The following is a 24,195-nucleotide window of genomic DNA, read 5'->3' as shown; positions in this document are numbered from 1 at the left end:
ACTGCCTCGAGTTTTTCATTGAGTTAGCGGGGGGTCAAGCGGGTTTGACCGATGTGCCCCAGCACTCAATACGCGGGGCCGAGCGTCAAATAAAAGCTGCCGGGTCCGTCGGAGGCGCGGCCGTAGCCGAAATAGACGGGCCCGACCGGCGTGTCCATGCCAACAAAGGCGGCGGCGGATTTGCGCCAACCGTCGGAGACATCCGGCATGAAGGGGCCGCGCATGCGCCCGAGCTCCAGGCTTATCCCGGCGAATTTGCCCGCCAGCAGGCCTCCTTTGGCGACGCGCGAGTAGTACATGACGCGTCCGAAATCGAGACGCTGGCCCAACAACTGGCCTGTGGCGTAGCCTGACTGTTGCAGAAAACCGCCCCATTGAAACAGGTCGTGGCTGGGTAAATCGGCGCTGCCTAATTTACCGCCCGACTCCAGCAAGACATTGAGAGTGCTGTCGCCCAGTGAGGCCACCCCGCTGACCTGCAACTCCCATTTGGTGTAGCGTTGGTCCGCCCCAAGTTCGGGCCGGGAGGCGTAGGCCCAGGTTTTGAGGTACCACCCGGAGCGGGGGAATTGCGCGCTGTCCAAGCGGTCCATGAGCACCCGGGCACCGACAGAGCCCAGGCGGATCTTCGCGGGGCTGGGCCTGGCCTGATCGGGCCCGGTGTCCAGCATGCGCTCCATCCACCCCGTCTGTACACCCAGCCGAAATTCACCGTACTGGTTAAAGTAACGTCCAATGTCCACACCCAACCGGGCTGATTCTTGTTTGACCACCGCCAGCCGGGTCTCACGGGTGAAGACGGGCAGCGTATGCCGCTCAATTTGGACGTTTGGCGAAACGAACCAGTCGCCTTGCGTGTCAAAGGGCTGGTAGAACTCACTGCTCAGGCTGCTGGCTTCGCCAAGGCGCAAGTCTGTGCGCCACTCCGCGCCTAGCGCGTTCAGCCAGGTGCGGCGATAGGTCGCAAGCAAGGAGGTGCCATTGCCGCTGCTGAAATCGGTGTCGATGGCCAGGCCAAAGCGCAGGTAGTCGGGGCCCCAGGACTTTTCTTCGGCGTCCACTGTCAGCGTGCGTTGCTCCGGCGTGTCGTCGATGCGGTAGCCCACGTGCTCAAAATCCCCGGTGCCGTAGAGTCGCCGCATGTCGGCGTCGAGCGCCGCTTGATCGATGGGCTGTTTGGTGTGTGTGGTCATCACTTCCAGAGCCGCCTCCGGGTTCACTCGCTTCATGGGCGTGAATCGAATCGCGTCCACTGGGCGGGCATCGTCGGCGAGCGGTGCCTGCTGCTGTTGCCGAAGGGCCGCGTACTCGGCGGCTGGCAGTGAGAGCTTGGCGAGTCGGTCGGCTACGGCGCGTGCCGCTGCCTCGCCAAGGGGCGATATTTTGGCCAGTTGATCAAAATCTGCGGTGCTGAAATCACCCAGATCGGGCGAGATCAGAATGTCGCTGGGCTTCAGCGATGCGATGGACGCCTGCACGTTTTGCTCCGTCAGGATGCTGAGCATTTGGCCGGCAACGCCGACGATGCTGTTCAGCGCCTCACGCTTGAGCAAGGGCGTGCCGACATTGACGGCAATGACGATGTCAGCGCCCATGGCGCGCGCGGCGTCCACCGGCAAATTGCTGGTGAGCATGCCGTCCACCAGCATCATGCCGCGGATCTCGGCAGGCGCCACGGCGCCCGGCACCGACATGCTGGCGCGCATCACATTGGCCATCTCCCCTTCTTTGAACACGACTGCCTTGCCGGTGACCAAGTCCGTGGCTACCGCGCGAAAGGGGATGGGCAGGGCGTCGAACTGCCGGTAACCTTGCACCTTGGATAATTGCCGCAAGACCGTTTCCAACTGGACTCCGGTGGCGAGGCCCTTGCCCAGATTGGACGCACCGGCGCCGGCGCCAACCTCCGGCCCGATGTAGTTGACGAAGCTGTCGGTCTTGCGCCGCATGTTCAGCTCCTGCCGGGGCGGCTCTTCCTTGAACAATTTCTCGACGGTGATGCCGGCGTTGATGGCGTCCATCTCGGCCACGCTCATGCCGGTGGCGTACGCCCCGCCCACCAGCGCACCCATGCTGGTGCCCGCAATGCAGTCGATGGGCACCCGCAGTTCTTCAAGCACCCTGAGCACACCCGTGTGCGCAGCACCGCGCGCCCCCCCTCCCGACAACACCAGGCAAATTTTGGGTCGTGGCGGAGTGCTGACGTCGACCGGAGAGACCGCAGCCGCCCCTTCTGCCGCCGGTTGAGCGGCCGCCGCGCTCATCTGCAGGCTGACGAGCAGGAGGGTGATCACGGCCCGGCGATAGGGGCAAGCCCGTCGAGAAGTGGCGTCAGCTGTATCCGTCATGGAGGCCGTTTTCAGGAAGAGGGTGAACGGGTGAATCAGGGCTTCGTTCAGAGGACGCCAGGTCAGTCGGCAAGCGCAGTTATAGCGGCACTTTGACTGCTGCATGGGTCCAGTTGCAACGGGCCGGAGTGTATCGGCTGCCAGCGTCGTTGAGACGCTGGGTTTTCCTTCGGCGAATGCCGCGCCACGTTGTTTCGCGTTGATTGAGTCTTGATATGAATCAATTTTCAAACGGGTCAGCCTTGCTATCGTGCACCGATGTTTCAACGTACCCGAAGTCTGGTTGGAAAACTCGCGCTCATCCAAACCACGTTTCTGGTGGTGGCGTTGGCGTCGATTGCCTTCACCTTGTGGGTGTCCTGGCAATTGGAAGGTGGCGCGGGCGCCATCAACGAAGCCGGGCGCATGCGCATGATGACCTATCGCCTGGTATTGGCGCACTATGAGGCCGGTTCGGCGGCAGCGGTGGCGGGGGGCGGACCGCAGCTGAGCGATGAATCTGTTGAAGCAGCCGTTCGTGGCGGCGTGCAGAGCTTTGATGGCATGGTGCGCAATTTGCGCGACGGTGATCCTGACCGCCCATTGTTCGTTCCTGATAACGCGATTTGCCAAGAGCGCCTGGCCGCTGTTCAACAAGCGTGGCCCCTGTTCCGCCAGCAGTTGTTGCAGCCTGGCGGGGGGGCGGCCTTGCGCCAACAGGCCGACGCCTTTGTGTTCACGGTGGATGAGTTGGTGGGCGCGATCGAGCGCACCATCGCCACGCGAACCGCCTTGCTGGGAGGCTTGTGCTTTGGCTTGGTGGTGCTGGTGGTGGGCGCCTCGGTGGTGTTTGTTTCAGGCACTTTTGTGTGGATCATCCAGCCGCTGCAGCGCTTGCGCGATGGCTTGCGCGAGATGACGGCGCGCCAATTTTCAGTGCGCATCGACGAGCGCAATTCGGTGGAAGAGTTCTCTACGCTTGCGGCCGGGTTCAACCAAATGGCCGACGCGCTGGAGCGGTCGTACAAAGGCTTGGAGCTCAAAGTGGCGGACAAAACCGCCAGCTTGGCCTTGCAGAATGCCCGTTTGGCGTCGCTGTACGAAGTGGCGATGATGGGCATCCAGGGCGCTGACACACTGGAAAGCCAGGGCCAGTTGTTTGCCCTGAAGATGGCGCAGATTGCCGGTGCCGACGCGGTGGCAGTGCGGCTTGCCGCTGAAGACGGTGAGCGTCTGCTGCTGCTGGGGCAGACGCGCCTGCCCAAGAGCATGCAAGAAGCGGAGCGCTGCGTGCGGATGGGCTCCTGCGCTTGCGGAGAGCATCTGCAGACCATGGCGGGCGCGCGAGTGATCCCGGTGCGAAGCCTGGGGTCAGGCAGCCTCGGGCACTGCGAGGCAGCGGGTTATCAAACGGTGGTGGCGGTACCTATGCGGAGCGCCTTGCGCACCATTGGCGAGGTGGAGTTGTTCTACTACGGCGAGCGGCGGGTCGAGGAGGCGGAGCGGCAGCACTTCGATGCCTTGGTCGGTCATTTTGCGACCCAGATTGAAAACCTGCGGCTGGCGGCGCGCGACCGCGAAATGGCCATCTCTGAAGAACGCAATCTGCTGGCGCAGGAGTTGCATGACTCTATCGCGCAATCGCTGGCGTTTTTGAAGATTCAGGTTCAACTGCTGCGCACTGCCATGGCCAAACAGCGGCCTGATGACATGAACCGCAGCCTGGAAGAAATTGACACCGGTGTGCGAGAAAGTTATGCCGATGTGCGCGAATTGCTGCTGCACTTTCGCACACGCCCCGGCCATGAGGACATCGAGCATGCCTTGCGCACCACCTTGTCGAAATTCGAGCTGCAAAGTGGCTTGGGCACGCACTTGACGGTGGAGGGGCATGGCGTGCCCTTACCGCCGGACCAGCAGATTCAGGTGTTGCATGTGATTCAGGAGGCCTTGTCCAATGTGCGCAAGCATTCTGGCGCCCACCATGTGTCGGTGCGAGTGAGGCAAGAGCCGCAGTGGTACTTTGAAGTGAGCGACGACGGCAAGGGCTTTGAGCCGCAGGCCCAGGCAGTGCCCGAAAATCACGTGGGCCTGCGCATCATGCGCGAACGGGCCGACCGCATTGGCGCGAAGCTCGTGCTGGGGCGCCGCCCGGGCGGCGGCATGCAAGTGGGTCTGACACTGGCGCGCGCAACAACGGCGCCGGGTGAAGAGCCATCTGACCCGCCGCCATCCCCATCCCCGGCATCCTCATGAAAGGACGTACACCATGATCCGACTATTGGTGGTAGACGACCACAGCTTGTTTCGCCGCGGCCTGACGGCGCTCTTGAATCAGGAGGACGACCTGGACGTTGTGGGCGAAGCTGCCGACGGCAGCGAGGCCTTGCGCCGTGCGGCCGATTTGCGCCCCGATGTGATCCTGCTGGACAACCACATGCCCGGGGTGCGCGGCGTTGACTTGCTGCCCGGCTTGCTGGAGGCCACGCCCCACAGCCGCATTTTGATGCTCACGGTCAGCGAAGATGAACAGGACCTGACGCTCGCACTGCGTGGCGGTGCTTTGGGGTATTTGCTCAAGACGATCGACGGGGTTGATCTGGCTTGTGCGGTGCGCCGTGCTGCACAGGGTCAGTCGGTGGTGAGCCCAGAGATGACGGACAAACTGGTCATGGCCTTCAAGGCCAGTGCACCGCCGCTCGCCGAGGCGGAACCCACCGAGCCCCGGCCCGATGCCTTGGCGGCTGGCTCAGAGTTGTCGCCGCGCCAACAAGATGTCCTGCGCGAGATTGCACGGGGCGGCAGCAACAAGGAAATCGCGCGCAACCTCGGTATTGCCGAAACCACGGTGAAGATCCACGTGCAGCACATCTTCGCCAAACTGGCCCTCAGCTCCCGCGTGCAAGTGGCGGTGTGGGCCAGCGAGCGCGGCTTGGGTTGAGTGACTCACGCAACGGCAGCTACGCTGCCCATAAATCGCAGGCAAGCCGTAAAAAAATGTCTCCTTAATTTGGGGGCATCACGCTGGGTCGCGCTTTGATCTGGCGCAGGGTTTTGTTGATGGCTACCCGGCCTACTCCCAAAGAACGAGGGGTGGCGTGGCCCCCTCGTTCTTCTGCAGCGAGGGGCTGCGCTCATTGAAGGATGGCGCTTGCGGCGTTGATTGACGACAGTGCGGGTCATGGATACGAGGAGATCGTCTATGGCTACCACTTCCGGCGCAAACAACGGCACCGTTGCCGACCCCGCGCATGACCGTAAGGCGCTGAGCGTGCTGATTGTCAGCACCTTGGCCTTTACGGTCTGTTTCATGGTTTGGATGATGTTTGGTGTGATCGGCGTGCCGATCAAGAAGGCGCTGAACCTGAACGCCACCGAGTTCGGCCTGCTGACCGCGATGCCGGTGCTCAGCGGTTCGCTGATCCGGGTGCCGCTGGGCATCTGGACCGACAAGTTCGGCGGCCGCATCGTCTTTTTCAGCCTGATGCTGGCTTGCGTTGGCCCCATCTGGTTGATGAGTTATGCCACGGCCTATTGGCACTTCCTGGTGATTGGCCTGTTTGTTGGCTTGGCGGGCGGTTCGTTCTCGGTGGGTACACCTTATGTGGCGCGCTGGTTTCCCAAGAAGCGCCAGGGCTTTGCAATGGGCGTGTTTGGCGCCGGCAACTCCGGTGCCGCCGTCAACAAGTTCGTCGCTCCGGGCTTGGTGGTGGCCTTCGGCTGGACCATGGTGCCGCATGTGTATGCCGCCGTGTTGCTGGGCACGGCTGTGTTGTTCTGGTTTTTCACCTACTCCGACGAATCGCACAAGGTGGCCAGCCAGGCCAGCTTCAGCTCGCAGCTCAAGGCGCTGAAAGACCCCAAGGTCTTGAAGTACTGCCAGTACTACTCCATCGTTTTTGGCGGTTATGTTGCCTTGTCGCTGTGGATGGTGCAGTACTACGTGGGTGAGTACGGCCTGGACATCCGCGTAGCCGCCTTGCTGGCCGCCTGCTTCTCGCTGCCCGGCGGCGTGCTGCGCGCCATCGGTGGTTGGATGTCTGACAAGCATGGCGCGCACAACGTCACCTGGTGGGTCTTGTGGGTGAGCTGGATCTGCCTGTTCTTGCTGTCGTATCCGCAGACCGACTTCACCATTCAAACCGTGACGGGTTTGAAGACCTTTCACATCGGCCTCAACGTCTACACGTTCACCGCGCTGATGTTCACACTGGGCATCGCCTTCGCCTTCGGCAAGGCCAGTGTCTTTAAGTACATCAGCGACGACTACGGGCAGAACATCGGCACCATCAGCGGCATCGTCGGCCTGGCCGGTGGCATGGGCGGCTTTGTGCTGCCCATCATGTTCGGCGGGCTGATGGACCTGACGGGCGTGCGCTCGAGCGCCTTCATGCTGATGTACGGCGTGGTCTGGGTCTCGTTGATCTGGATGTACTGGACAGAAGTGCGCCGCACCGAGTTGATGGGCCGCAACGCTCTGGCCTCGCCCATCTCACAAAGTTTTGGCCGCTGAGCGGCTTCATCACAAGGAACTTTCATGAACAAACCGAGTCAGACTTCGGGCGGCGGCGACATTGCCGACTGGCGCCCCGAGGACGAGCAGTTTTGGGAAAGCACCGGCAAGAAGATCGCCTACCGCAATCTCTGGATCTCGATCCCCGCGCTGCTTTGCGGCTTCGCGGTCTGGGGCATGTGGGGCATCATCACGGTGCAGATGCTCAACCTGGGCTTTCCCTTCACCAAGGACCAGTTGTTCACGCTGACGGCCATCGCCGGCATCTCCGGTGCCACCATGCGCATCCCGGCGTCGTTTCTGGTACGCATGGCGGGCGGGCGCAACACCATCTTCCTGACCACGGCCATGCTGCTGGCGCCCGCACTGGGCACCGGCATCGCCTTGCAGCACCCGGAGTGGCCGCTGTGGGTGTTCCAACTGATGGCGCTGTGGTCGGGCGTGGGCGGTGGCAACTTTGCGTCGTCCATGTCCAATATCAGCCCCTTCTTCCCTAAGCGCTTGCAGGGCACGGCGTTGGGCTTGAATGGTGGCCTGGGCAACTTCGGCGTGACGACGATGCAGATCGTTATCCCCCTGGTGATGACCATGGGCCTGTTCGGTGCCTTCGGCGGTGAAGCCAAGCCGTTGGTGAAAGACAGCGGATGGATTTTCGGCAAGATCGTTGCTGGCACACCCACCTACATTCAAAACGCGGGCTTTGCGTGGGTGATCTCGCTGGTGCCGTTGTCGGTGCTGTGTTGGTTCGGCATGAACAATCTGAAGAGCGTGTCGCCCGACACCGGTGGCCCGGTCGTGGCGCTGAGCAAGATCGTTTACCTGTACTCGCTGGCCTTTGTGCCGTCGATCGGCATGCTCTACCTGTATCTGCCGGCACCCACGGGCCTGGGCCTGCTGAATATGTGGGTGGCGATTCCGCTGGACATCCTCGCCGCGCTGATGATGATGAAGCTGGCCGCCTTCGGCAGCATGAAGGAGAGCGTGGCCAAGCAGTTCGCCATCTTCAGCAACAAGCACACCTGGGCCATGACGGCGTTGTATGTGGTGACCTTCGGCAGCTTCATTGGCTTCTCGATGGCACTGCCACTGGCCATCACTGTGATCTTCGGCGTGCAGCACATCCCTGACGCTGCGGGCGTGCTGCAGCACAGCTTGAAGAACCCTAATGCACCGTCTGCACTGACCTATGCCTGGATCGGCCCCTTTGTCGGCGCGGCTGTGCGGCCCCTGGGCGGCTGGATCGCCGACAAGGTGGGCGGCGCCATCGTCACACAGGTGATCTCCGTCGTCATGGTGTTTGCGTCTGCCGCCGTGGGCTATGTGATGTTGCTGGCTTACCAGTCGCCCATGCCCGAGCAGTACTTTGCCGCCTTCATGGGCTTGTTCATGCTGCTGTTTGCGGCCAGCGGCATTGGCAATGGCTCCACCTTCCGCAGCATGGGCATCATCTTCGACAAGACCCAGGCCGGCACCGTGGTGGGCTGGACTTCGGCCGTGGCGGCCTATGGCGCTTTCATTGCGCCGGTGCTGATTGGCAAACAAGTGACCGCCGGTTCACCGCAGCATGCCTTTTACGGATTTGCGGTTTTTTACGCCCTGTGCCTGGTGCTGAACTGGTGGTTCTATCTGCGCCGTGGCGCCTATGTCAAGAACCCCTGAAGCTGCCGGATGCGCTGCTTTAACTGACACCCTCAAGACTTTGACAAGAGGCAATTCATGAGCCATTTTCTCGACCGCCTGAGCTATTTTGCTCAGCCCAAAGAAGACTTTGCCGACGGCCACGGCCGGGTTACCGGCGAAGACCGTACCTGGGAAGACGCCTACCGCGCCCGCTGGCAGCACGACAAGATCGTGCGCTCCACCCACGGTACCAACTGCACGGGCTCCTGCTCGTGGAAAATTTATGTGAAGGGCGGCATCGTCACCTGGGAAACCCAGCAGACCGACTACCCCCGTACCCGCCCCGATCTGCCCAACCACGAGCCGCGTGGTTGCGCGCGGGGTGCCAGTTATTCCTGGTACCTGTACAGCGCCAACCGCGTCAAGTACCCGATGGTGCGCGGCTCGCTGCTCAAACACTGGCGGGCTGCCCGCACGGTCTCCAAGAGCCCCGTGGACGCCTGGAGCAATCTGGTTGAAAACGAGGCCCAGCGGACCGAGTGGCAAAAAGACCGCGGCCTGGGCGGCTTCGTGCGCTCAACCTGGGACGAGGTCAACGAGATCATCGCCAGCGCCAACATCTACACGATCAAGAAGCACGGGCCTGACCGCATCATCGGCTTCTCGCCCATTCCGGCGATGAGCATGATCAGCTATGCCGCCGGCAGCCGCTACCTGAGCTTGCTGGGTGGCGTGTGCATGAGTTTCTACGACTGGTATTGCGACCTGCCGCCCGCCAGCCCGCAGATTTGGGGTGAGCAGACCGACGTGCCCGAAAGCGCCGACTGGTACAACTCCAACTACATCATCGCCTGGGGCTCCAACGTACCGCAGACGCGCACGCCGGACGCCCACTTCTTCACCGAGGTGCGCTACAAGGGCACCAAGACGGTGGTGATCACGCCTGACTACGCTGAAATCTCCAAGCTGGCCGACATTTGGATGCACCCGAAGCAGGGCACCGATGCCGCCATCGCCATGGCGATGGGCCATGTAATTTTGAAGGAGTTTTACTTCAACAAGCGGTCAGCGTACTTTGACGATTACGCCCGCCGCTACACCGACTTGCCGTTGTTGGTGCAGTTGAAGAAGCACACCACCGCCGACGGACGCGCACTGCTGGTGCCCGATCGCTATCTGCGTGCCAGCGACTTCGGCGGCAAGCTGGGCCAGGACAACAACCCCGAGTGGAAGACTCTGGCATTCGACACCACCGGCAAGGTGGTGCTGCCCAATGGCTCCATCGGCTTCCGTTGGGGTGCGGGCGAGCGGCCCGATCTGGGTAAATGGAATCTGGAAAGCAAAGAAGCCCGCAACGACACCGACGTCAAGCTCAAGCTTTCAGCGCTGGAAGACGAGGGCATTGCGCACGAGGTGGCGGAAGTTGGCTTCCCTTACTTCGGTGGGGTGGAGTCGCCCCAGTTCACCGCCAACAAACAGCAGGATGTGCTGAGCCGCAACGTGCCCGTGGTGCGCTTGAAGCTGGGCAAGCATGACGATGCTGGCGAGGTGTTGGTGGCGACGGTGTTTGACCTGCAAGTGGCGCAGTACGGCATCGACCGCGGTTTGGGCGACGATTGCGCCAAGACCTACAACGACAACAAGGCCTACACGCCAGCCTGGGCGGAGAGCATCACCGGCGTCAAGCGCGAGCAGATCATCACCGTGGCGCGCGAATTCGCAGACACGGCCGACAAGACGCGCGGCAAGTCCATGGTCATCATCGGCGCCGCCATGAACCACTGGTACCACTGCGACATGAACTACCGCGGCATCATCAATATGCTGATGATGTGCGGCTGTATCGGCCAATCCGGTGGCGGCTGGGCGCACTATGTGGGCCAGGAAAAACTGCGTCCGCAAACCGGCTGGACGGCGCTGGCCTTCGCGCTGGACTGGATCCGCCCGCCGCGCCAGATGAACAGCACCAGCTTCTTCTACGCGCACACCGACCAGTGGCGTTATGAAAAGCTGGACGTGAGCGAGGTGCTCTCGCCCCTGGCTGATAAATCCAAATTCGGCGGCAGCCTGATCGACTACAACGTGCGCGCCGAGCGCATGGGCTGGTTGCCCTCAGCACCGCAACTGCAGACCAACCCCATCCAGGTGGTGAAGGATGCGGCCGCAGCCGGCCTCGACCCCAAGGACTACGCGGTGAGCGGGCTCAAGAGCGGCGCGCTGCGCATGAGCTGCGAAGACCCCGACCACGCCGCCAACTGGCCGCGCAATATGTTTGTGTGGCGCTCCAACATCCTGGGCTCCTCGGGCAAGGGGCATGAGTACTTCCTCAAGCACCTGCTGGGCACGACCCACGGTGTGCAGGGCAAGGACCTCGGCAAGGACGACGCCAAACCCATGGAGGTGGAATGGCACGACAAGGCGCCCGAAGGCAAGCTGGACTTGCTGGTGACGCTGGACTTCCGCATGAGCACCACTTGTCTGTACTCCGACATCGTGCTGCCCACCGCCACTTGGTACGAGAAGAATGACCTCAACACCAGCGATATGCACCCCTTCATCCACCCGCTCTCCACCGCGGTGGACCCGGCGTGGCAGGCGCGCAGCGACTGGGAAATCTACAAAGGCTTCGCCCGCACGCTCAGCGAGTTATGCGTGGGCCATCTGGGCGTCGAGAAAGAGCTGGTGCTGAACCCGCTGATGCACGACAGCCCGGCCGAATTGGCACAGCCTTTTGGCGTCTCTGAATGGAAAAAGGGCGAGTGTGAGCTGATTCCTGGCAAGACTGCGCCGCAGATGATGGTGGTCGAGCGCGACTACCCCAATCTCTACAAGCGCTTCACCGCACTGGGCCCCTTGATGAACAAGGCCGGCAACGGCGGCAAGGGCATCGGCTGGGACACCAAGACGGAGGTGGAACAGCTGGGTGAACTGAATGGCTGGGTGCGGGAAGAGGGCGTCACCCAGGGCATGCCCCGCATCGAGAGCGACATCGACGCGACCGAGGTGGTGCTGTCGCTCGCGCCTGAGACCAACGGACATGTGGCCGTCAAGGCCTGGGAGGCGCTGGGCAAGCAGACTGGGCGTGACCACACCCATCTGGCCCTGCACCGCGAGGACGAGAAGATCCGCTTCCGCGATATTCAGGCGCAGCCACGCAAGATCATCTCCAGCCCCACCTGGTCGGGCCTGGAAAGCGAGAAGGTCAGCTACAACGCAGGCTATACCAATGTGCATGAGCTGATCCCATGGCGCACCCTGACGGGCCGCCAGCAGTTCTACCAGGATCACCCCTGGATGCAGGCCTTCGGCGAGGGCTTCACCAGCTATCGCCCGCCGGTGGACTTGAAGACCCTGGTGGAAGTGCAGGGCGTCAAACCCAATGGGCACAAGGAAATCGCTCTCAACTTCATCACACCGCACCAGAAATGGGGCATCCACAGCACCTACAGCGACAACCTGATGATGTTGACGCTCAATCGCGGCGGCTCGGTGATCTGGCTGAGCGAGGACGACGCTCGCAGTGCCGGCATTGTTGACAACGACTGGGTAGAGCTCTTCAACGCCAACGGCGCCATTGCGGCCCGTGCGGTGGTGAGCCAGCGCGTCAAGAACGGCATGGTGATGATGTACCACTCGCAAGAGAAGATCATCAACACCCCCGGATCGGAGATCACCGGCACACGCGGCGGCATCCACAACTCGGTGACGCGCATTGTCACCAAGCCCACCCACATGATTGGGGGTTATGCCCAGCTGAGCTACGGCTTCAATTACTACGGAACGATTGGCACCAACCGCGATGAATTCGTGCTGGTGCGCAAGATGGCCAAGATCGACTGGCTGGACGATGAGGCCGTGCCCCAAGGAGAACACGCATGAAGATACGCGCCCAAATCGGCATGGTGCTGAACCTGGACAAGTGCATCGGCTGCCACACCTGTTCAGTGACCTGCAAGAACGTCTGGACCAACCGGCCCGGCATGGAGTACGCCTGGTTCAACAACGTTGAGAGCAAGCCTGGCATCGGTTACCCCAAGGAATGGGAGAACCAAGATAAATGGAACGGCGGCTGGCATCGCCTGAGCAACGGCAACATCGAGCCTCGCCAGGGTGGCAAGTGGAAGTTGCTGATGCGCATCTTCGCCAACCCCAATCTGCCGGAAATCGACGACTACTACGAGCCCTTCACCTTTGACTATGCGCACCTGCAAACTGCGCCCAAGTCCAAGGCCGCGCCCACCGCGCGCCCGCGCAGCCTGATCACGGGCAAGCGCATGGAGAAGATCGAGTGGGGCCCCAACTGGGAGGAAATCCTGGGTGGTGAGTTCGCCAAGCGCAGCAAGGATGCGAACTTCGAGAATGTGCAGAAAGACATCTACGGGCAGTTTGAAAACACCTTCATGATGTACCTGCCGCGCTTGTGCGAGCACTGCCTGAACCCGGCCTGCGTGGCGAGCTGCCCTTCGGGCTCGATCTACAAGCGCGAGGAAGACGGCATTGTGCTGATCGACCAAGACAAGTGTCGCGGCTGGCGCATGTGCGTGTCGGGCTGCCCCTACAAGAAGATCTACTACAACTGGCAGTCCGGCAAGGCCGAGAAGTGCATCTTCTGCTACCCGCGCATTGAGGCGGGCCAGCCCACCGTGTGTTCTGAAACATGCGTCGGCCGTATTCGTTACCTCGGCGTGCTGCTGTATGACGCCGACCGCATCGAGCAGGCCGCCAGCGTCAAGGACGACAAGGACCTGTACCAGGCGCAGTTGGACATCTTCCTGGACCCGCATGACCCGGCGGTGATCGCCCAGGCGCGTGCCGACGGCATCCCTGAGGCTTGGTTGGAATCAGCCAAGAAGAGCCCCGTCTACAAGATGGCTGTGGACTGGAAGGTGGCCCTGCCGCTGCACCCCGAATACCGCACGCTGCCGATGGTGTGGTATGTGCCGCCGCTGTCGCCCATCAGCTCGGCCGCCAACGCCGGCCATATCGGTGTGAACGGTCAGATCCCGGACGTCAAGCAGTTGCGCATCCCCGTGCAATACCTGGCCAATCTGCTCACCGCGGGCGATGTGCCGCCGGTCGAGCGCGCCTTGGAGCGCCTGCTGGCCATGCGCGCCTATCAGCGCGGCAAGCATGTGGACGGGGTTGAAAACAACGCGGTCCTGGCCCAGGTCGGCTTGCAGAAGGCGGAGGTGGAGGACATGTACCAAACCATGGCCATCGCTAACTATGAAGACCGCTTTGTCATCCCGACCACCCACCGAGAGTACGCTGAAAACGCCTACGACCTGCGCGGTGGCTGTGGCTTCAGCTTCGGCAACGGCTGCTCGGACGGGCAGACCGAGACCAGCCTGTTCGGGGGCCAGAAGAAGCGGACCATCCCGATCAAGGCCGGGGTCTGATGAGCTTGCGGAACCGGCCGCGCGCTTGAATTGACAGGCCCGGCCGCCCACCGACAGAAAGATACAGATGAACAAAAACTTGCCAGCACAAAGCATCACCAGCCGCGTTCTCGCCAAGCTGCTGGACTACCCCAGCGACGAAATGCGCGCCCATTTGCCCGACTTGCTGCAGGCCCTGCGGCAGGAGCGCGCATTGAGCCCGCAACGCCTGGGCGAGGTCGAGGCCTTGATCCAACGCCTGGGCCATGCCGACGGCTACACGGTGCAAGCCCGTTATGTTGAAACCTTCGACCGCGGGCGCGCCACCAGCCTGCACATGTTCGAGCATGTGCACGGCGACTCCCGCGAGCGCGGCCCCGCCTTGGTCGATCTGCAGCAAACCTACGCGGCGGGCGGGGTGTTTTTTGAAGCCAGTGAACTGCCGGATTACCTGCCCGTGGTGCTCGAATTTGTCAGCACCCAGCCGGCAGGCACGGCGCGGCAGTTTCTGGGCGAGATGGCGCACATCCTCAACGCCATCCACAGTGCCTTGATCAAGCAGGATAGCCCCTACGCCGCCGCCATTGGCGCGGTGCTGGAGCTGGCCGGCGAGAAGCCCCAGGCCGTGCAAATCACCCCGGACGAAGCGCTGGATGACGCCTGGGTGGAGCCCGCCGCCTTTGACGGCTGCACCTCCAAGGGCCAGAGCAAACCCGGCCAGCCGCAACCCATTCACATCGTCAAGAGTCAAGCTAACTCGCAAGGAGCGCGCATATGAATTCGCTCGCCAGTCCTTTGGACTACGCCCTGTTCGGCATCTATCCCTACATCTGCCTGGCGGTCTTTTTGATCGGCAGCCTGCTGCGTTTTGATCGCGACCAGTACAGCTGGAAAAGCGACTCCTCGCAGATGCTGCGCGCCGGCACGTTGCGCTGGGGCAGCAACCTGTTCCATGTGGGGGTGCTGTTCTTGTTCTTCGGTCACACGGTGGGCATGCTGACGCCCCACTTTTTGTACGAACCCTTTATCTCAGCGGGCAACAAGCAGCTGATGGCCATGGTCAGCGGCGGCCTGGCCGGCCTGCTGGGCTGGATCGGGGTGACCTTGTTGCTGCACCGCCGACTGAGCGACGAGCGCATCCGCATCAACTCCAAGACCTCGGACATTGTGCTGCTGGTGCTGTTGTGGCTGCAACTGGCTCTGGGCCTGGCGACGATCCCGCTCTCCGCGCAGCACCTGGACGGCGGCATGATGATGTTGCTGGCCGGTTGGGCGCAGCGCATCGTCACCTTCCGCGGTGGCGCGGTGGAGTTGCTGGCTGAAGCCTCTTGGGTGTTCAAGCTGCACATGTTCCTGGGCATGAGCATCTTCTTGATCTTCCCGTTCACACGCCTGGTGCATGTGTGGAGCGGCTTTGGCACGCTGGCCTATCTGGTGCGCCCTTACCAAATGGTGCGGAGCCGCCGCCTGAATGTGCCCGCCGGGCATAACAGCGCGCCTCAACGTTGAGACAGGGAGTGATCGACCATGAGTGAATCACAACATGGATGTGGTGGCGGCGGCGGTGGCTGTGGCTGCAAGTCTTCCGCCGCGGTGGCGGAATCAGCGCCTGCGCATCAGGCGGATCAGGGGCACCATGGGCACCATGGGCATTCGGCCGGCTTTGAGGATGGGCTACCGCAATCCTCAACCTCGATCGAGGCCTTGATGGCTGAAGATGCCGCCATCGGCGTGGCCAGTGTCAACGGCGTGCCACTGCACGGCGTGGGCGAGTCGCCCGACCCTGAGGCCTTGCGTCAACGCGCCTACAGCGAGTTGCTGCGCCAGGCCGCGCAGCGCAAGGGCCTGCTGGCGGTGGGCGATCTGCCCGCCCTGGACGGCGTGCTCAGCGAAGAAGCCTCGCTGGCGATTGAGGCGCTGCTGGCGCAGGAGCTTCGCCTGCCCGAGCCTGATGCCGCTGCGTGTCAGCGTTACTTCGACGCCCATCCGGCACGCTTCTCAGTAGGTGAGCAAGTTTTGGCGCGGCACATTTTGTTCGCGGTGACACCGGGTGTCGATGTGGACGCCTTGCGCAAGCGGGCCGAGCAATCGCTCGTTGCGCTGCGTTGCAGCACGGACGACGGTGGCGCCGCATTTGCCGCCGCCGCCGCCAGCCAGTCCAACTGCCCCAGCAGCGCCCAGGGCGGTAACCTGGGATGGTTGAGCCGCGCCGACTGCGCGCCCGAATTTGGCGCCGCATTGTTTGCGCAAGACGAGGCCAATGCCCACGTGGGCGTCTTGCCGCGTTTGATCAGCAGCCGCTTTGGCTTTCATATCGTGTGGGTGATGGAGCGCCAGCCCGGGCAGCCCCAGCGCTTTGATCAGGTGCACAGCGCGATTGCGCAAACGCTGCGCCAACAAACCTATGTGACCGCGTTGCGCCAGTACCTCAACAGTTTGGCGGGTGAAGCCCATTGGGTGGGCTTGAGCCTGGACGAGTCCACGTCGCCCCTGGTTCAGTAGTGCTGGGTGTAAGCGATGCCTTTCAGAGTCCACCATGCCTGACGAATTGCTGTCCCGCCTGCGGCGTTTCAACACCGACTATTTTCCGCAGTACCAGTCTCAATTCAAGGACCTGGTCGAGCAGGGGCAGCACCCCACTACGCTGTTCATTGGATGCTCCGACTCACGCCTGGTGCCTCATTTGCTCACCGGTGCGGGGCCGGGCGAGTTGTTTCTGGTGCGCAATGTCGGCGCCTTTGTGCCGCCGTACGACGGCATGTTGGCGGGGGCGCGGGCGCTTGACGGCGGCGCGCCATTGCGCGAGGGGCCGCGTGCACCGGAGGGCAACCGCCATTGGGTGGGCCTGCACGGGACGGCCGCGGCCATCGAGTACGCGGTGTTGGCTTTGAACGTGCAGCACATCATTGTTTGTGGGCACAGCCACTGTGGCGGCGTTCGCGCGTTGTATGGCGAAGTGCCTGACGAGGCCCCCAATCTCAAAGCCTGGCTGGCCCTGGGCCGCGAGGCCGCACTGCCGGTGCAGGTGTCGGAGGAGGCGCTGCGCCGCACCGAAGAGCGCTCTGTGGTCCTGCAACTGGAGCGCCTGATGGACTACCCCATGGTGCGGGCGCGGGTGGAGCGGGGCCAGATATCCTTGCACGGCTGGCACTACGTGATCGAGGCCGGCGAGGTGCATGTGTTCGACGTCAATCTGGGGCATTTTGTGCCCGCGTCAAGCGCCGAGCACAGCGGCACCGGCCCCTATCGCGAGCATGCTGAAGAGGACTCCCCGCTCTTCAATGAAATCGATGCCGCCTGGGCGCCGAGGTCTGGTAGCTAACGTCGAAACAGAGCGGTTGATTCTTTTTCAGCTTCAGGCCGGCTGAGCTGCGGGTGTCCGGGAGGTCGCTTGGGGCCGTCAAACCGTTGTTCGTCGCTTTGCTTACGCCAAGGGCTTCAGCAAAGGCGGGTGAACCGTTACCCTTGGCGCATGTTGTCTCCATCGCCACCGTCTGCCGCCTCCCAAACCGTACCCAGCCATCGCGAGGCCTGGCGCCAGTTTCTGGCTTATTTGACATTCCCGCGCGTGGCCATGGCCATGGGTTTTGCCTTTCTCGCTGCCTTGACGTTGGACATCGTCTTCATCACGCCTTTTGTGGTGCTGCTGGGGCGCACCCTGTTCGTCGGCTTGCTGGGTTTGTTGGCCTTTGCCGCCGCCGGGCAATGGCCGCGCCGCCTGCCCGTGTGGATTGGGCGTTGGTTTTTGCAGGTGGTGGTGGTGGTGCTGACAGTCCCCTTGGCCACCTTGGTGGTGTATATGGTGGCCGTCGGCGGCGATCTTGAGTCCCTGTTCAACAATGAAGCCAAGGTGATGGGCTTCATCTTCATCTCAGGCTCAGGCCTGGTGCTGGCGCCGCTGCTGGCCATGGGCTCGCTGTACCGGCAGCGCGATGCCGAGGCGCGCAGCCAGGCCTTGCGCTTCGATCTGGAGCGCAGCGAATTGGAGCGCCAGACCCTGGACGCACAACTCCGCCTGCTGCAGGCCCAGGTGGAGCCGCACTTTCTCTTCAACACCCTGGCCAATGTGCGTGCGCTGGTGGAAACGGGTTCGCCCCAAGCCGGGCCCGTTTTGCGCAGCCTCATCGCCTATCTGCGTGCGGCCATGCCGCGCTTGCAAAACGAGGCGGCCAGCCTGGGTGATGAGTTGAGCCTCGTGCAGGCCTACCTGGAGTTGATGCACCTGCGCATGCCAGACCGCCTGAGCTTTCACATCGAGGTGCCCGCTGAGTTGCAGCGTTTGCGTTTTCCGCCCATGGCCTTGTTGACGCTGGTGGAAAACGCCATCCGCCATGGCATCGACCCGGGGGAGGACGGAGGCCGTGTCGAGCTGGCCGCCGCGCGTGAAGGCGAGGAGGGTAGGGTGCGCATCTGGGTGAGCGACAGCGGCGTGGGTTTGACGCAAAGCAGCGGCTCGGGCACCGGCCTGCGCAATCTGCGCGAGCGTCTCAAGGTGTTTTTCGGCCCCTCCGCTCGCTTGGAGTTGAGCGAAAATTCTCCGCATGGCCTGCGTGCCGAAATCCAGTTCCAGCCATGACCTCCTTTGCTTCCCGCCCTGCGGCCCTGATTGCCGATGATGAACCGCTGCTGCGCGAAAGCCTGGCCCGGGCGTTGAACGCCATCTGGCCCGAATTGCAAATCGTCGGCCAAGCCCGCAATGGTCGTGAAGCCCTGGAAATGTTTGAGGCCTTGCGCCCCGATATCGTGTTTCTCGACGTACACATGCCGGGCCTCAACGGCGTGGAAGCGGCGCGGCAGCTGGCGCGGCGTGCGCAGATCGTGTTTGTCACCGCCTTCGACCAATATGCGGTCCAGGCCTTCGAGCAAGGTGCGCTCGACTACCTGGTTAAACCCCTGGAAGAAAAACGGCTGGCCGACACCGTGCAGCGCTTGCAGGAGCGCCTGTTGGCGCGCTCGAATCATTCGCCGGTAGACAAGGACGCCCCCCCCGCTGAAGCCGCCCGGGGCGACGCGCTGGAGACGCTTGAAGCCCGCATCGACATGCTGATGAAGCAGCTCTCACGCTCGGCCGAGGCGCCGCCCGCTGCCAACGGTGGTTCGCCGCCTTGGTTGCAGTGGATTCGTGCCTCGGTCGGGGCCACGCTGAAGTTGATTCCGGTGGACGAAATCACCTACCTGCGCTCCGACGAGAAGTACACCCTGGTGGTTTGGGGTGAAGGCGAGGCCTTGATCCGCACCCCGATCCGCGAGCTGATGGCGCAGCTGGACCCGCAAAAATTTGTGCAGGTGCACCGCTCCGTCGTGGTCAATCTGCATGCCGTCAGCCACGTGACCCGGGGCCCCAACGAGACGGCGGACGTGCATTTGCGCGGCCGCGCCGAAGTGCTGCCGGTCAGCCGCAGCTATCTGCATCTGTTTCGGCAGATGTAGGCAAGGCCCCTCGGCAGGGGCCTTGGCCGGTTTTATAGCGCTTCGGTACGTGCCAGCAGCCAAGCCAGCGCGTCGCCGCTGACGAGCGGCTGCAGGCGGGCGCGCACCTCGGCGTGGTAGGCGTTCAGCCAAGCGATTTCATCGGCGCGCATCAAACCCATGTCGATGCAGCGGGTGTCAATCGGGCACAGTGTCAGGGTTTCAAACGCCAGCATCGAGCCGAAGGCGCCTTGCTCGGGCGTTGCCTTGGCAACGTTGAGCACCAGATTCTCAATGCGCACGCCCCACAGACCCGGGCGGTACACCCCTGGTTCGATGGAGGTGATCATGCCGGCTTCCATCGCCATATTGGCGTCGGGGATGGCCTTGGAGATGCTTTGCGGGCCTTCATGCACGTTCATGAAATAGCCCACGCCATGGCCGGTGCCGTGGCCATAGTCCAGGCCGTGCTCCCACATGGGCGCACGGGCCAGGGCGTCGAGCATGGGGCTCAGCGTACCTTGGGGGAAGCAAGCGCGAGACAAGCTCAACGTGCCTTTGAGCACCAGGGTGTAGTCGCGCTTTTGCGCCGCGCTGACCTGGCCAATCGGCCAGACTCGGGTGATGTCGGTCGTGCCGCCCAGGTATTGCGCGCCGGAGTCGATCAAGAGCAAGCCATTGCCCTCAATCACCGCATGTGACTCGGGCGTGGCGCGGTAATGCGGCATGGCGCCGTTGGCGTTGAAGCCCGCGATGGTGGGAAAACTCAGGCCAACGAAGCCAGCGCGGCGAGCGCGGGCGGCACTGAGCTTTTCGTCGACGGTGAGCTCGGTGAGGCGCTCTTTGCCTTGGGCTTGTTCAAACCAGGCATAAAACTCGCACATCGCCGCGCCGTCCTGGGCCATGGCTTCGCGTACAAATGAGGCTTCGGCCTCGGTCTTGCGGCTCTTGGCCAGGGTGCTGGGGTTGATGGCTTCGCGCACCTTGGCGTGGGCAGGTACCGCCTCGCGCAGGCCCAGGGTGACGCGGCGCGGGTCCATCAGCACGGTGGCGCCGGCCGGCAAGGCCTTGAGGGCTTGGGCGGCGTCGACGTAATCAGCCAGTTGCACGCCATCGGCCTGCAAACGGGCCTGCAATGCCGCGTCGATCTTGCCGGCACCCACGAACAAGGTGGCGCCCTGCAGGCTCACCAGCGCATGGGCCATGAACACGGGGTTGTATTCAACGTCCGAGCCGCGCAGGTTCAGCAGCCAGGCCACATCGTCCACGCTGGAGATGAAATGGTGGCTTTGCCCCAACGTGGCCATGGCGGCACGCACCTGCGCCAATTTGTCGGCCCGGCTCACCGTGGCCTGCGGCGGCAAATGCTCGAAGACGGCGGCGCCAGGCAGGACCGGGCGTCCAGCCCAAACGGCGTCGATCAAATCAAGGTCGGTGCGCAACTGGACTTCAGCACGTGCCATGCCCGCACGCAGTTGATGCGCCAGTGCGAGGCTGAGCACCTGGCCGTCCACCGCCAGGCATTGGCCGGGCTTCAATTGCGCGGCGATCCAGTCGATGAATTGAGGCGAAACCGCGCTGGTAATTTTTTCCAACTGGATGCCGGTGCCCGCCAACTCCACCTCGGCCTGGGTCCAGTAGCGGGTGTCGGCAAAGATCGCCGCCCGGTCGAGCGTCACCACCAGCGTGCCCATCGAGCCGGTGAAGCCGGACAGCCATTGGCGCCCTTGCCAGCGCTCGGGCAGGTATTCAGACAGGTGGGGGTCGCTGGAGGGCACAAGCACGGCGTGCACACCTTGGGCTTTCATGGCATCGCGCATCTGTTCAATGCGCAGCGTGATGGTGGATGTACGGGAATCCATGCAATGTCTCCAGCGATTTTGTGAATGAAGGGCCTCGCCCGGATAGGGTGTGTCGGCGCCTGTCGGAGGGGTGCGGAATTGTAGGGCTTTGTCGCCAATGCCTTGCCGCACCGGGCCTCTCAAAGCTCTGTGCGCAAGGCCCAAAGCTCAGGGAACAGCACGACGTCCAGCATCTTGCGCAGATAGCCCACGCCGGAGGTGCCGCCGGTGCCGCGCTTGAAGCCAATGACCCGCTCCACCGTGGTGACATGGCGGAAGCGCCATAGGCGGAACGCATCCTCAAGGTCCACCAGTTCTTCACCCATTTGATAGAGGTCCCAGTGCGCCTGGGGTTGGCGGTAGACCTCCAGCCAGGCGGCCTTGACGCCCTCATGCGCCTGGTAAGGCTGCGTCCAATCCCGCTCAAGTGACTCGGCAGGTACACGGATTCCGCGCCGCGCCATCAGGCGCAAGGTTTCATCGTAGAGCGAGGGCGCCCGCCACGCGGCTTGCACCTCGGCCAGCAAGTCGGGCCGGTGCGCGTGGGGTTTGAGCATGGCCGCATTTTTGTTGCCCAGCATGAACTCGATGCGGCGGTACTGTGCACTCTGAAAGCCGCTGCTGTTCGACAGATAGGGACGGATGGCCGAATATTCAGGCGGGGTCATGGTGGCCAGCACGTCCCATGCGTGCACCAGTTGCTCCATGATGCGCGAGACACGGGCCAGCATCTTGAACGACTCCGGCAACTGGTCGGCAGCCAATTTTTCCACCGCAGCCTGCATTTCATGCAGCATCAGCTTCATCCACAGCTCGGAGGTCTGGTGCTGGACGATGAAGAGCATCTCGTTGTGCTCGGGCGAGAGCGGGTGCTGCGCGCTCAAGACTTGGTCGAGGTGCAGGTAGTCGCCGTAGCTCATGTCTTTGGAGAAGTCGAGCTGGGCGCCTTCTTGCCTGACGATTTGTTCGGTGCTGCCTGCCGTACCTGCCGTACCTGCCGTACCTGCAGTGGCTGAAGCGGTTGAAATGGCGTTCGCGCCTTCGGGTTGGTAGGGGCAACTCATGTGACTTTTCCTTTGGCGGCAAAGCGGGGGGCTTGCCATTCTTGTTGTTTCAGGACTTGGTAGAGGTGTTCAACGGCATCGAAGACCTCGGTGAAACTGAGGTACAGCGGGGTGAAACCGAAGCGCAGGATGTGCGGCACGGCCTCCAGCCGGGCTGGATCACCGGCGCGGAAATCGCCGATCACGCCGCGCTCAATCAGCGCTTGCACCACGGCATAACTGGCATGTTCCAGGGGCGCCGCCAGGCTCAGGCAGACCTGGCTGCCGCGTTGGGCTGCGTCCCGTGGTGAAGCCAGTCGAACGCCAAGTTCACCGCAGCGTGCCTCAGTCAGTGCGATGAAGAGTTCGGTCAGGGCCACCGATTTTTGCCGCAGTGCGGCCATGCCGCCGAGGGGCTCGGCCGCCAACAGGGTGTCGACGCCGCACTCCAGCGCCGCCAGTGAAAGCAGGGCGGGCGTGCCGCAGGCAAAGCGGCGAATGCCCGGGGCCGGCGCATAGTCGGTGGTGAACTGGAAGGGCGATGCATGCCCCATCCAGCCGGCCAGGGGCTGGCGGCATGATTCAATCCAACGCGCATGCACCCATACAAAGGCCGGCGCACCGGGGCCGCCGTTGAGGTATTTGTAGCCGCAGCCGATGGCGAAGTCGGCGTCCGCCGCATTCAGGTCGACAGGAATGGCGCCGGCCGAATGGGCCAAGTCCCACACCATCAGGGCGCCGGCTGCATGTGCCGCCTGGGTCATTGCGGCCATATCGTGCAGATAGCCGCTGCGGTAGTTGACCTGGGTGAGCATCAGCACGGCAAGCTCATTGTTCAGCAACGGGGCGATCTCTTCCGGGCTGTCCACCAGTTGCAGGCGCGCGCCAAATTGCGCGGCCAGGCTGGCAGCGATGTAGAGGTCGGTGGGGAAGTTACTGCGCTCGGAAACGATCACCTTGCGCGCACCGTCCCGAGCCTGCTGCAGGGACAGGGCCGCTGAGAGCACTTTGTATAGGTTCAGCGAGGTGCTGTCGGCTACCAGGGTTTGGCCGGGTGCGGCGCCCAGCAGGCGGCCGATCTTGTTGCCGATGCGCTCGGGCAGGTCAATCCAGCCGGCGGTATTCCAGCTTTTGATCAGGTCTTGGCCCCACTCTTGCTGGATCACTTGTTGAACCCGCGTGGCGGTGGCGCGGGGCAATACGCCGAGCGAGTTGCCGTCCAGGTAGATCACGCCGGGCGGCAGGTCGAATTGTGTTTTGAGGGCGGCCAGTGGATCGGTTTGATCAAGGGCCCGGCAGTCGTGTCGTTGGAGTGTCATGGCTTTGTCCAGTGGGGTCAAAATGCCCGCAAGATGGCGCGCACAGGGGAGGCGCAGGCGCCGCTCAACTTCAGCGGCAGGGCAATCAATTCGTAGTCGCCTTCGGCCACCTCGTCCAGCACGAGGTTTTCCAGCACGCGCAGGTTCAGGCGCAGCAATTGCTGGTGGCTGTCGAGGCTCTTGCTGCTGGCAGGGTCGACGGAGGGTGTGTCCAAGCCGATCAGGCGCACGCCTTGCTGTGCCAACCAGGCCACGGTTTCCGGGGCGAAGGCGCTGAACTCGGGCTGCCAGGTTTCGCTGGCCTTTGTGCAGCAGCGCACCAGCACGCGTGCGGGCAACGCTTGCGCCGCGTGTTGCAGATGATTGATGTGGATCAGCGGCCCGCAATCAATCGCATGAATCACCCGGCAAGGCCCGAGGTAGGGCGCCAGATCAAGCTCGCCCACGCTGGCGGCGCCATTCGCGTAATGCAGCGGCGCATCGGCATGCGCGCCAACGTGAGGCGACAGCGTGATGGCGCTCAGGTTGACGGGGCAGTCGGCGGCGAGCTGCGCCGTCCAGCGCAGTGCGTAGGGCTCATCACCCGGAAAAATGGGGGAATCGGGCGACACCGAGGGCGATATGTCCCAGATCCGGCGGTGGTCTTGTGCGCTTGTGCTCATTGCTACTCCTGGACCAAGGCGTCCTTGCGGGCGGCACGTTAGCAAGGCTCAAGGGTACGTGGTGTCGGTTAATTCCAACAAGG

At 62.9% G+C, this 24,195-nt stretch carries 17 protein-coding genes; 12 read left to right on the top strand and 5 right to left on the bottom strand.

What is annotated here, in order from left to right:
• Window positions 1–65: 65 nt before the first annotated feature.
• Window positions 66–2,348 (bottom strand): patatin-like phospholipase family protein, encoded by a 2,283-nt coding sequence (locus PRZ01_RS12850; protein ID WP_273597195.1) that lies wholly within the window; start codon window positions 2,346–2,348, stop codon window positions 66–68.
• Window positions 2,349–2,606: 258 nt separating this feature from the next.
• On the opposite strand from PRZ01_RS12850, the gene PRZ01_RS12845 reads away from it, so the two are divergent.
• From PRZ01_RS12845 to PRZ01_RS12790, 12 genes are all read left to right on the top strand, one after another.
• Window positions 2,607–4,583: a type IV pili methyl-accepting chemotaxis transducer N-terminal domain-containing protein gene (locus PRZ01_RS12845; RefSeq protein ID WP_273597194.1), complete on the top strand. Its 1,977-nt coding sequence runs from the start codon at window positions 2,607–2,609 to the stop codon at window positions 4,581–4,583.
• Window positions 4,584–4,596: 13 nt separating this feature from the next.
• Entirely contained in the window at window positions 4,597–5,268 is a 672-nt protein-coding gene (locus tag PRZ01_RS12840; protein ID WP_273597193.1) for a response regulator, read from the top strand.
• 261 nt (window positions 5,269–5,529) lie between these two features.
• On the top strand, window positions 5,530–6,840 hold the full coding sequence (locus tag PRZ01_RS12835) for an MFS transporter (RefSeq protein ID WP_273597192.1): 1,311 nt from the start codon (window positions 5,530–5,532) through the stop codon (window positions 6,838–6,840).
• 24 nt (window positions 6,841–6,864) lie between these two features.
• The gene (locus PRZ01_RS12830) at window positions 6,865–8,499 is read left to right on the top strand and encodes an MFS transporter (protein WP_273597191.1); all 1,635 of its coding nucleotides are present in this window, start codon (window positions 6,865–6,867) and stop codon (window positions 8,497–8,499) included.
• Between the two features lie 57 nt (window positions 8,500–8,556).
• Window positions 8,557–12,339, top strand: coding sequence for a nitrate reductase subunit alpha (locus PRZ01_RS12825; protein ID WP_273597190.1), 3,783 nt, complete (start codon window positions 8,557–8,559; stop codon window positions 12,337–12,339).
• Window positions 12,336–13,859: a nitrate reductase subunit beta gene (gene narH / locus PRZ01_RS12820; RefSeq protein ID WP_273597189.1), complete on the top strand. Its 1,524-nt coding sequence runs from the start codon at window positions 12,336–12,338 to the stop codon at window positions 13,857–13,859. Before PRZ01_RS12825 ends, narH begins: the two co-directional genes overlap by 4 nt.
• 67 nt (window positions 13,860–13,926) lie before the next feature.
• Window positions 13,927–14,616 (top strand): nitrate reductase molybdenum cofactor assembly chaperone, encoded by a 690-nt coding sequence (gene narJ, locus PRZ01_RS12815; RefSeq protein WP_273597188.1) that lies wholly within the window; start codon window positions 13,927–13,929, stop codon window positions 14,614–14,616.
• A complete protein-coding gene (narI, locus tag PRZ01_RS12810; RefSeq protein ID WP_273597187.1) occupies window positions 14,613–15,347 on the top strand; it encodes a respiratory nitrate reductase subunit gamma in 735 nt (244 codons plus the stop codon). The genes narJ and narI overlap by 4 nt, the downstream gene beginning before the upstream one ends.
• An 18-nt stretch (window positions 15,348–15,365) precedes the next feature.
• The gene (locus tag PRZ01_RS12805) at window positions 15,366–16,340 is read left to right on the top strand and encodes a peptidylprolyl isomerase (protein ID WP_273597186.1); all 975 of its coding nucleotides are present in this window, start codon (window positions 15,366–15,368) and stop codon (window positions 16,338–16,340) included.
• A gap of 34 nt (window positions 16,341–16,374) precedes the next feature.
• Window positions 16,375–17,160 carry a carbonic anhydrase gene (locus PRZ01_RS12800; RefSeq protein WP_273597185.1) on the top strand — a complete coding sequence of 262 codons (786 nt, stop codon included), beginning with the start codon at window positions 16,375–16,377 and terminating at the stop codon, window positions 17,158–17,160.
• Between the two features lie 150 nt (window positions 17,161–17,310).
• Entirely contained in the window at window positions 17,311–18,414 is a 1,104-nt protein-coding gene (locus PRZ01_RS12795) for a sensor histidine kinase (RefSeq protein ID WP_273597184.1), read from the top strand.
• Entirely contained in the window at window positions 18,411–19,268 is an 858-nt protein-coding gene (locus PRZ01_RS12790) for a LytR/AlgR family response regulator transcription factor (protein ID WP_273597183.1), read from the top strand. The genes PRZ01_RS12795 and PRZ01_RS12790 overlap by 4 nt, the downstream gene beginning before the upstream one ends.
• Before the next feature lie 32 nt (window positions 19,269–19,300).
• On the opposite strand, the gene PRZ01_RS12785 is transcribed toward PRZ01_RS12790, so the two are convergent.
• The 4 genes from PRZ01_RS12785 to kynB all read right to left on the bottom strand — a co-directional run bounded on the left by PRZ01_RS12785 (window position 19,301) and on the right by kynB (window position 24,112).
• Window positions 19,301–21,109, bottom strand: coding sequence for an aminopeptidase P family protein (locus PRZ01_RS12785; RefSeq protein ID WP_273597182.1), 1,809 nt, complete (start codon window positions 21,107–21,109; stop codon window positions 19,301–19,303).
• Window positions 21,110–21,228: 119 nt separating this feature from the next.
• Window positions 21,229–22,152: a tryptophan 2,3-dioxygenase gene (gene kynA / locus PRZ01_RS12780; RefSeq protein WP_273597181.1), complete on the bottom strand. Its 924-nt coding sequence runs from the start codon at window positions 22,150–22,152 to the stop codon at window positions 21,229–21,231.
• Complete coding sequence (gene kynU / locus PRZ01_RS12775) at window positions 22,149–23,450, bottom strand: kynureninase (RefSeq protein ID WP_273597180.1); 1,302 nt, start codon at window positions 23,448–23,450, stop codon at window positions 22,149–22,151. The genes kynA and kynU overlap by 4 nt, the downstream gene beginning before the upstream one ends.
• Before the next feature lie 17 nt (window positions 23,451–23,467).
• Entirely contained in the window at window positions 23,468–24,112 is a 645-nt protein-coding gene (gene kynB / locus PRZ01_RS12770; protein WP_273597179.1) for an arylformamidase, read from the bottom strand.
• Window positions 24,113–24,195 lie beyond the last annotated feature (83 nt).

Source organism: Roseateles koreensis (assembly GCF_028595305.1).
Lineage (GTDB): Bacteria > Pseudomonadota > Gammaproteobacteria > Burkholderiales > Burkholderiaceae_C > Paucibacter_A > Paucibacter_A koreensis.
The sequence above is the reverse complement of the archived record's forward strand: the minus strand, read 5'-3'. Positions and strand labels throughout refer to the sequence as shown.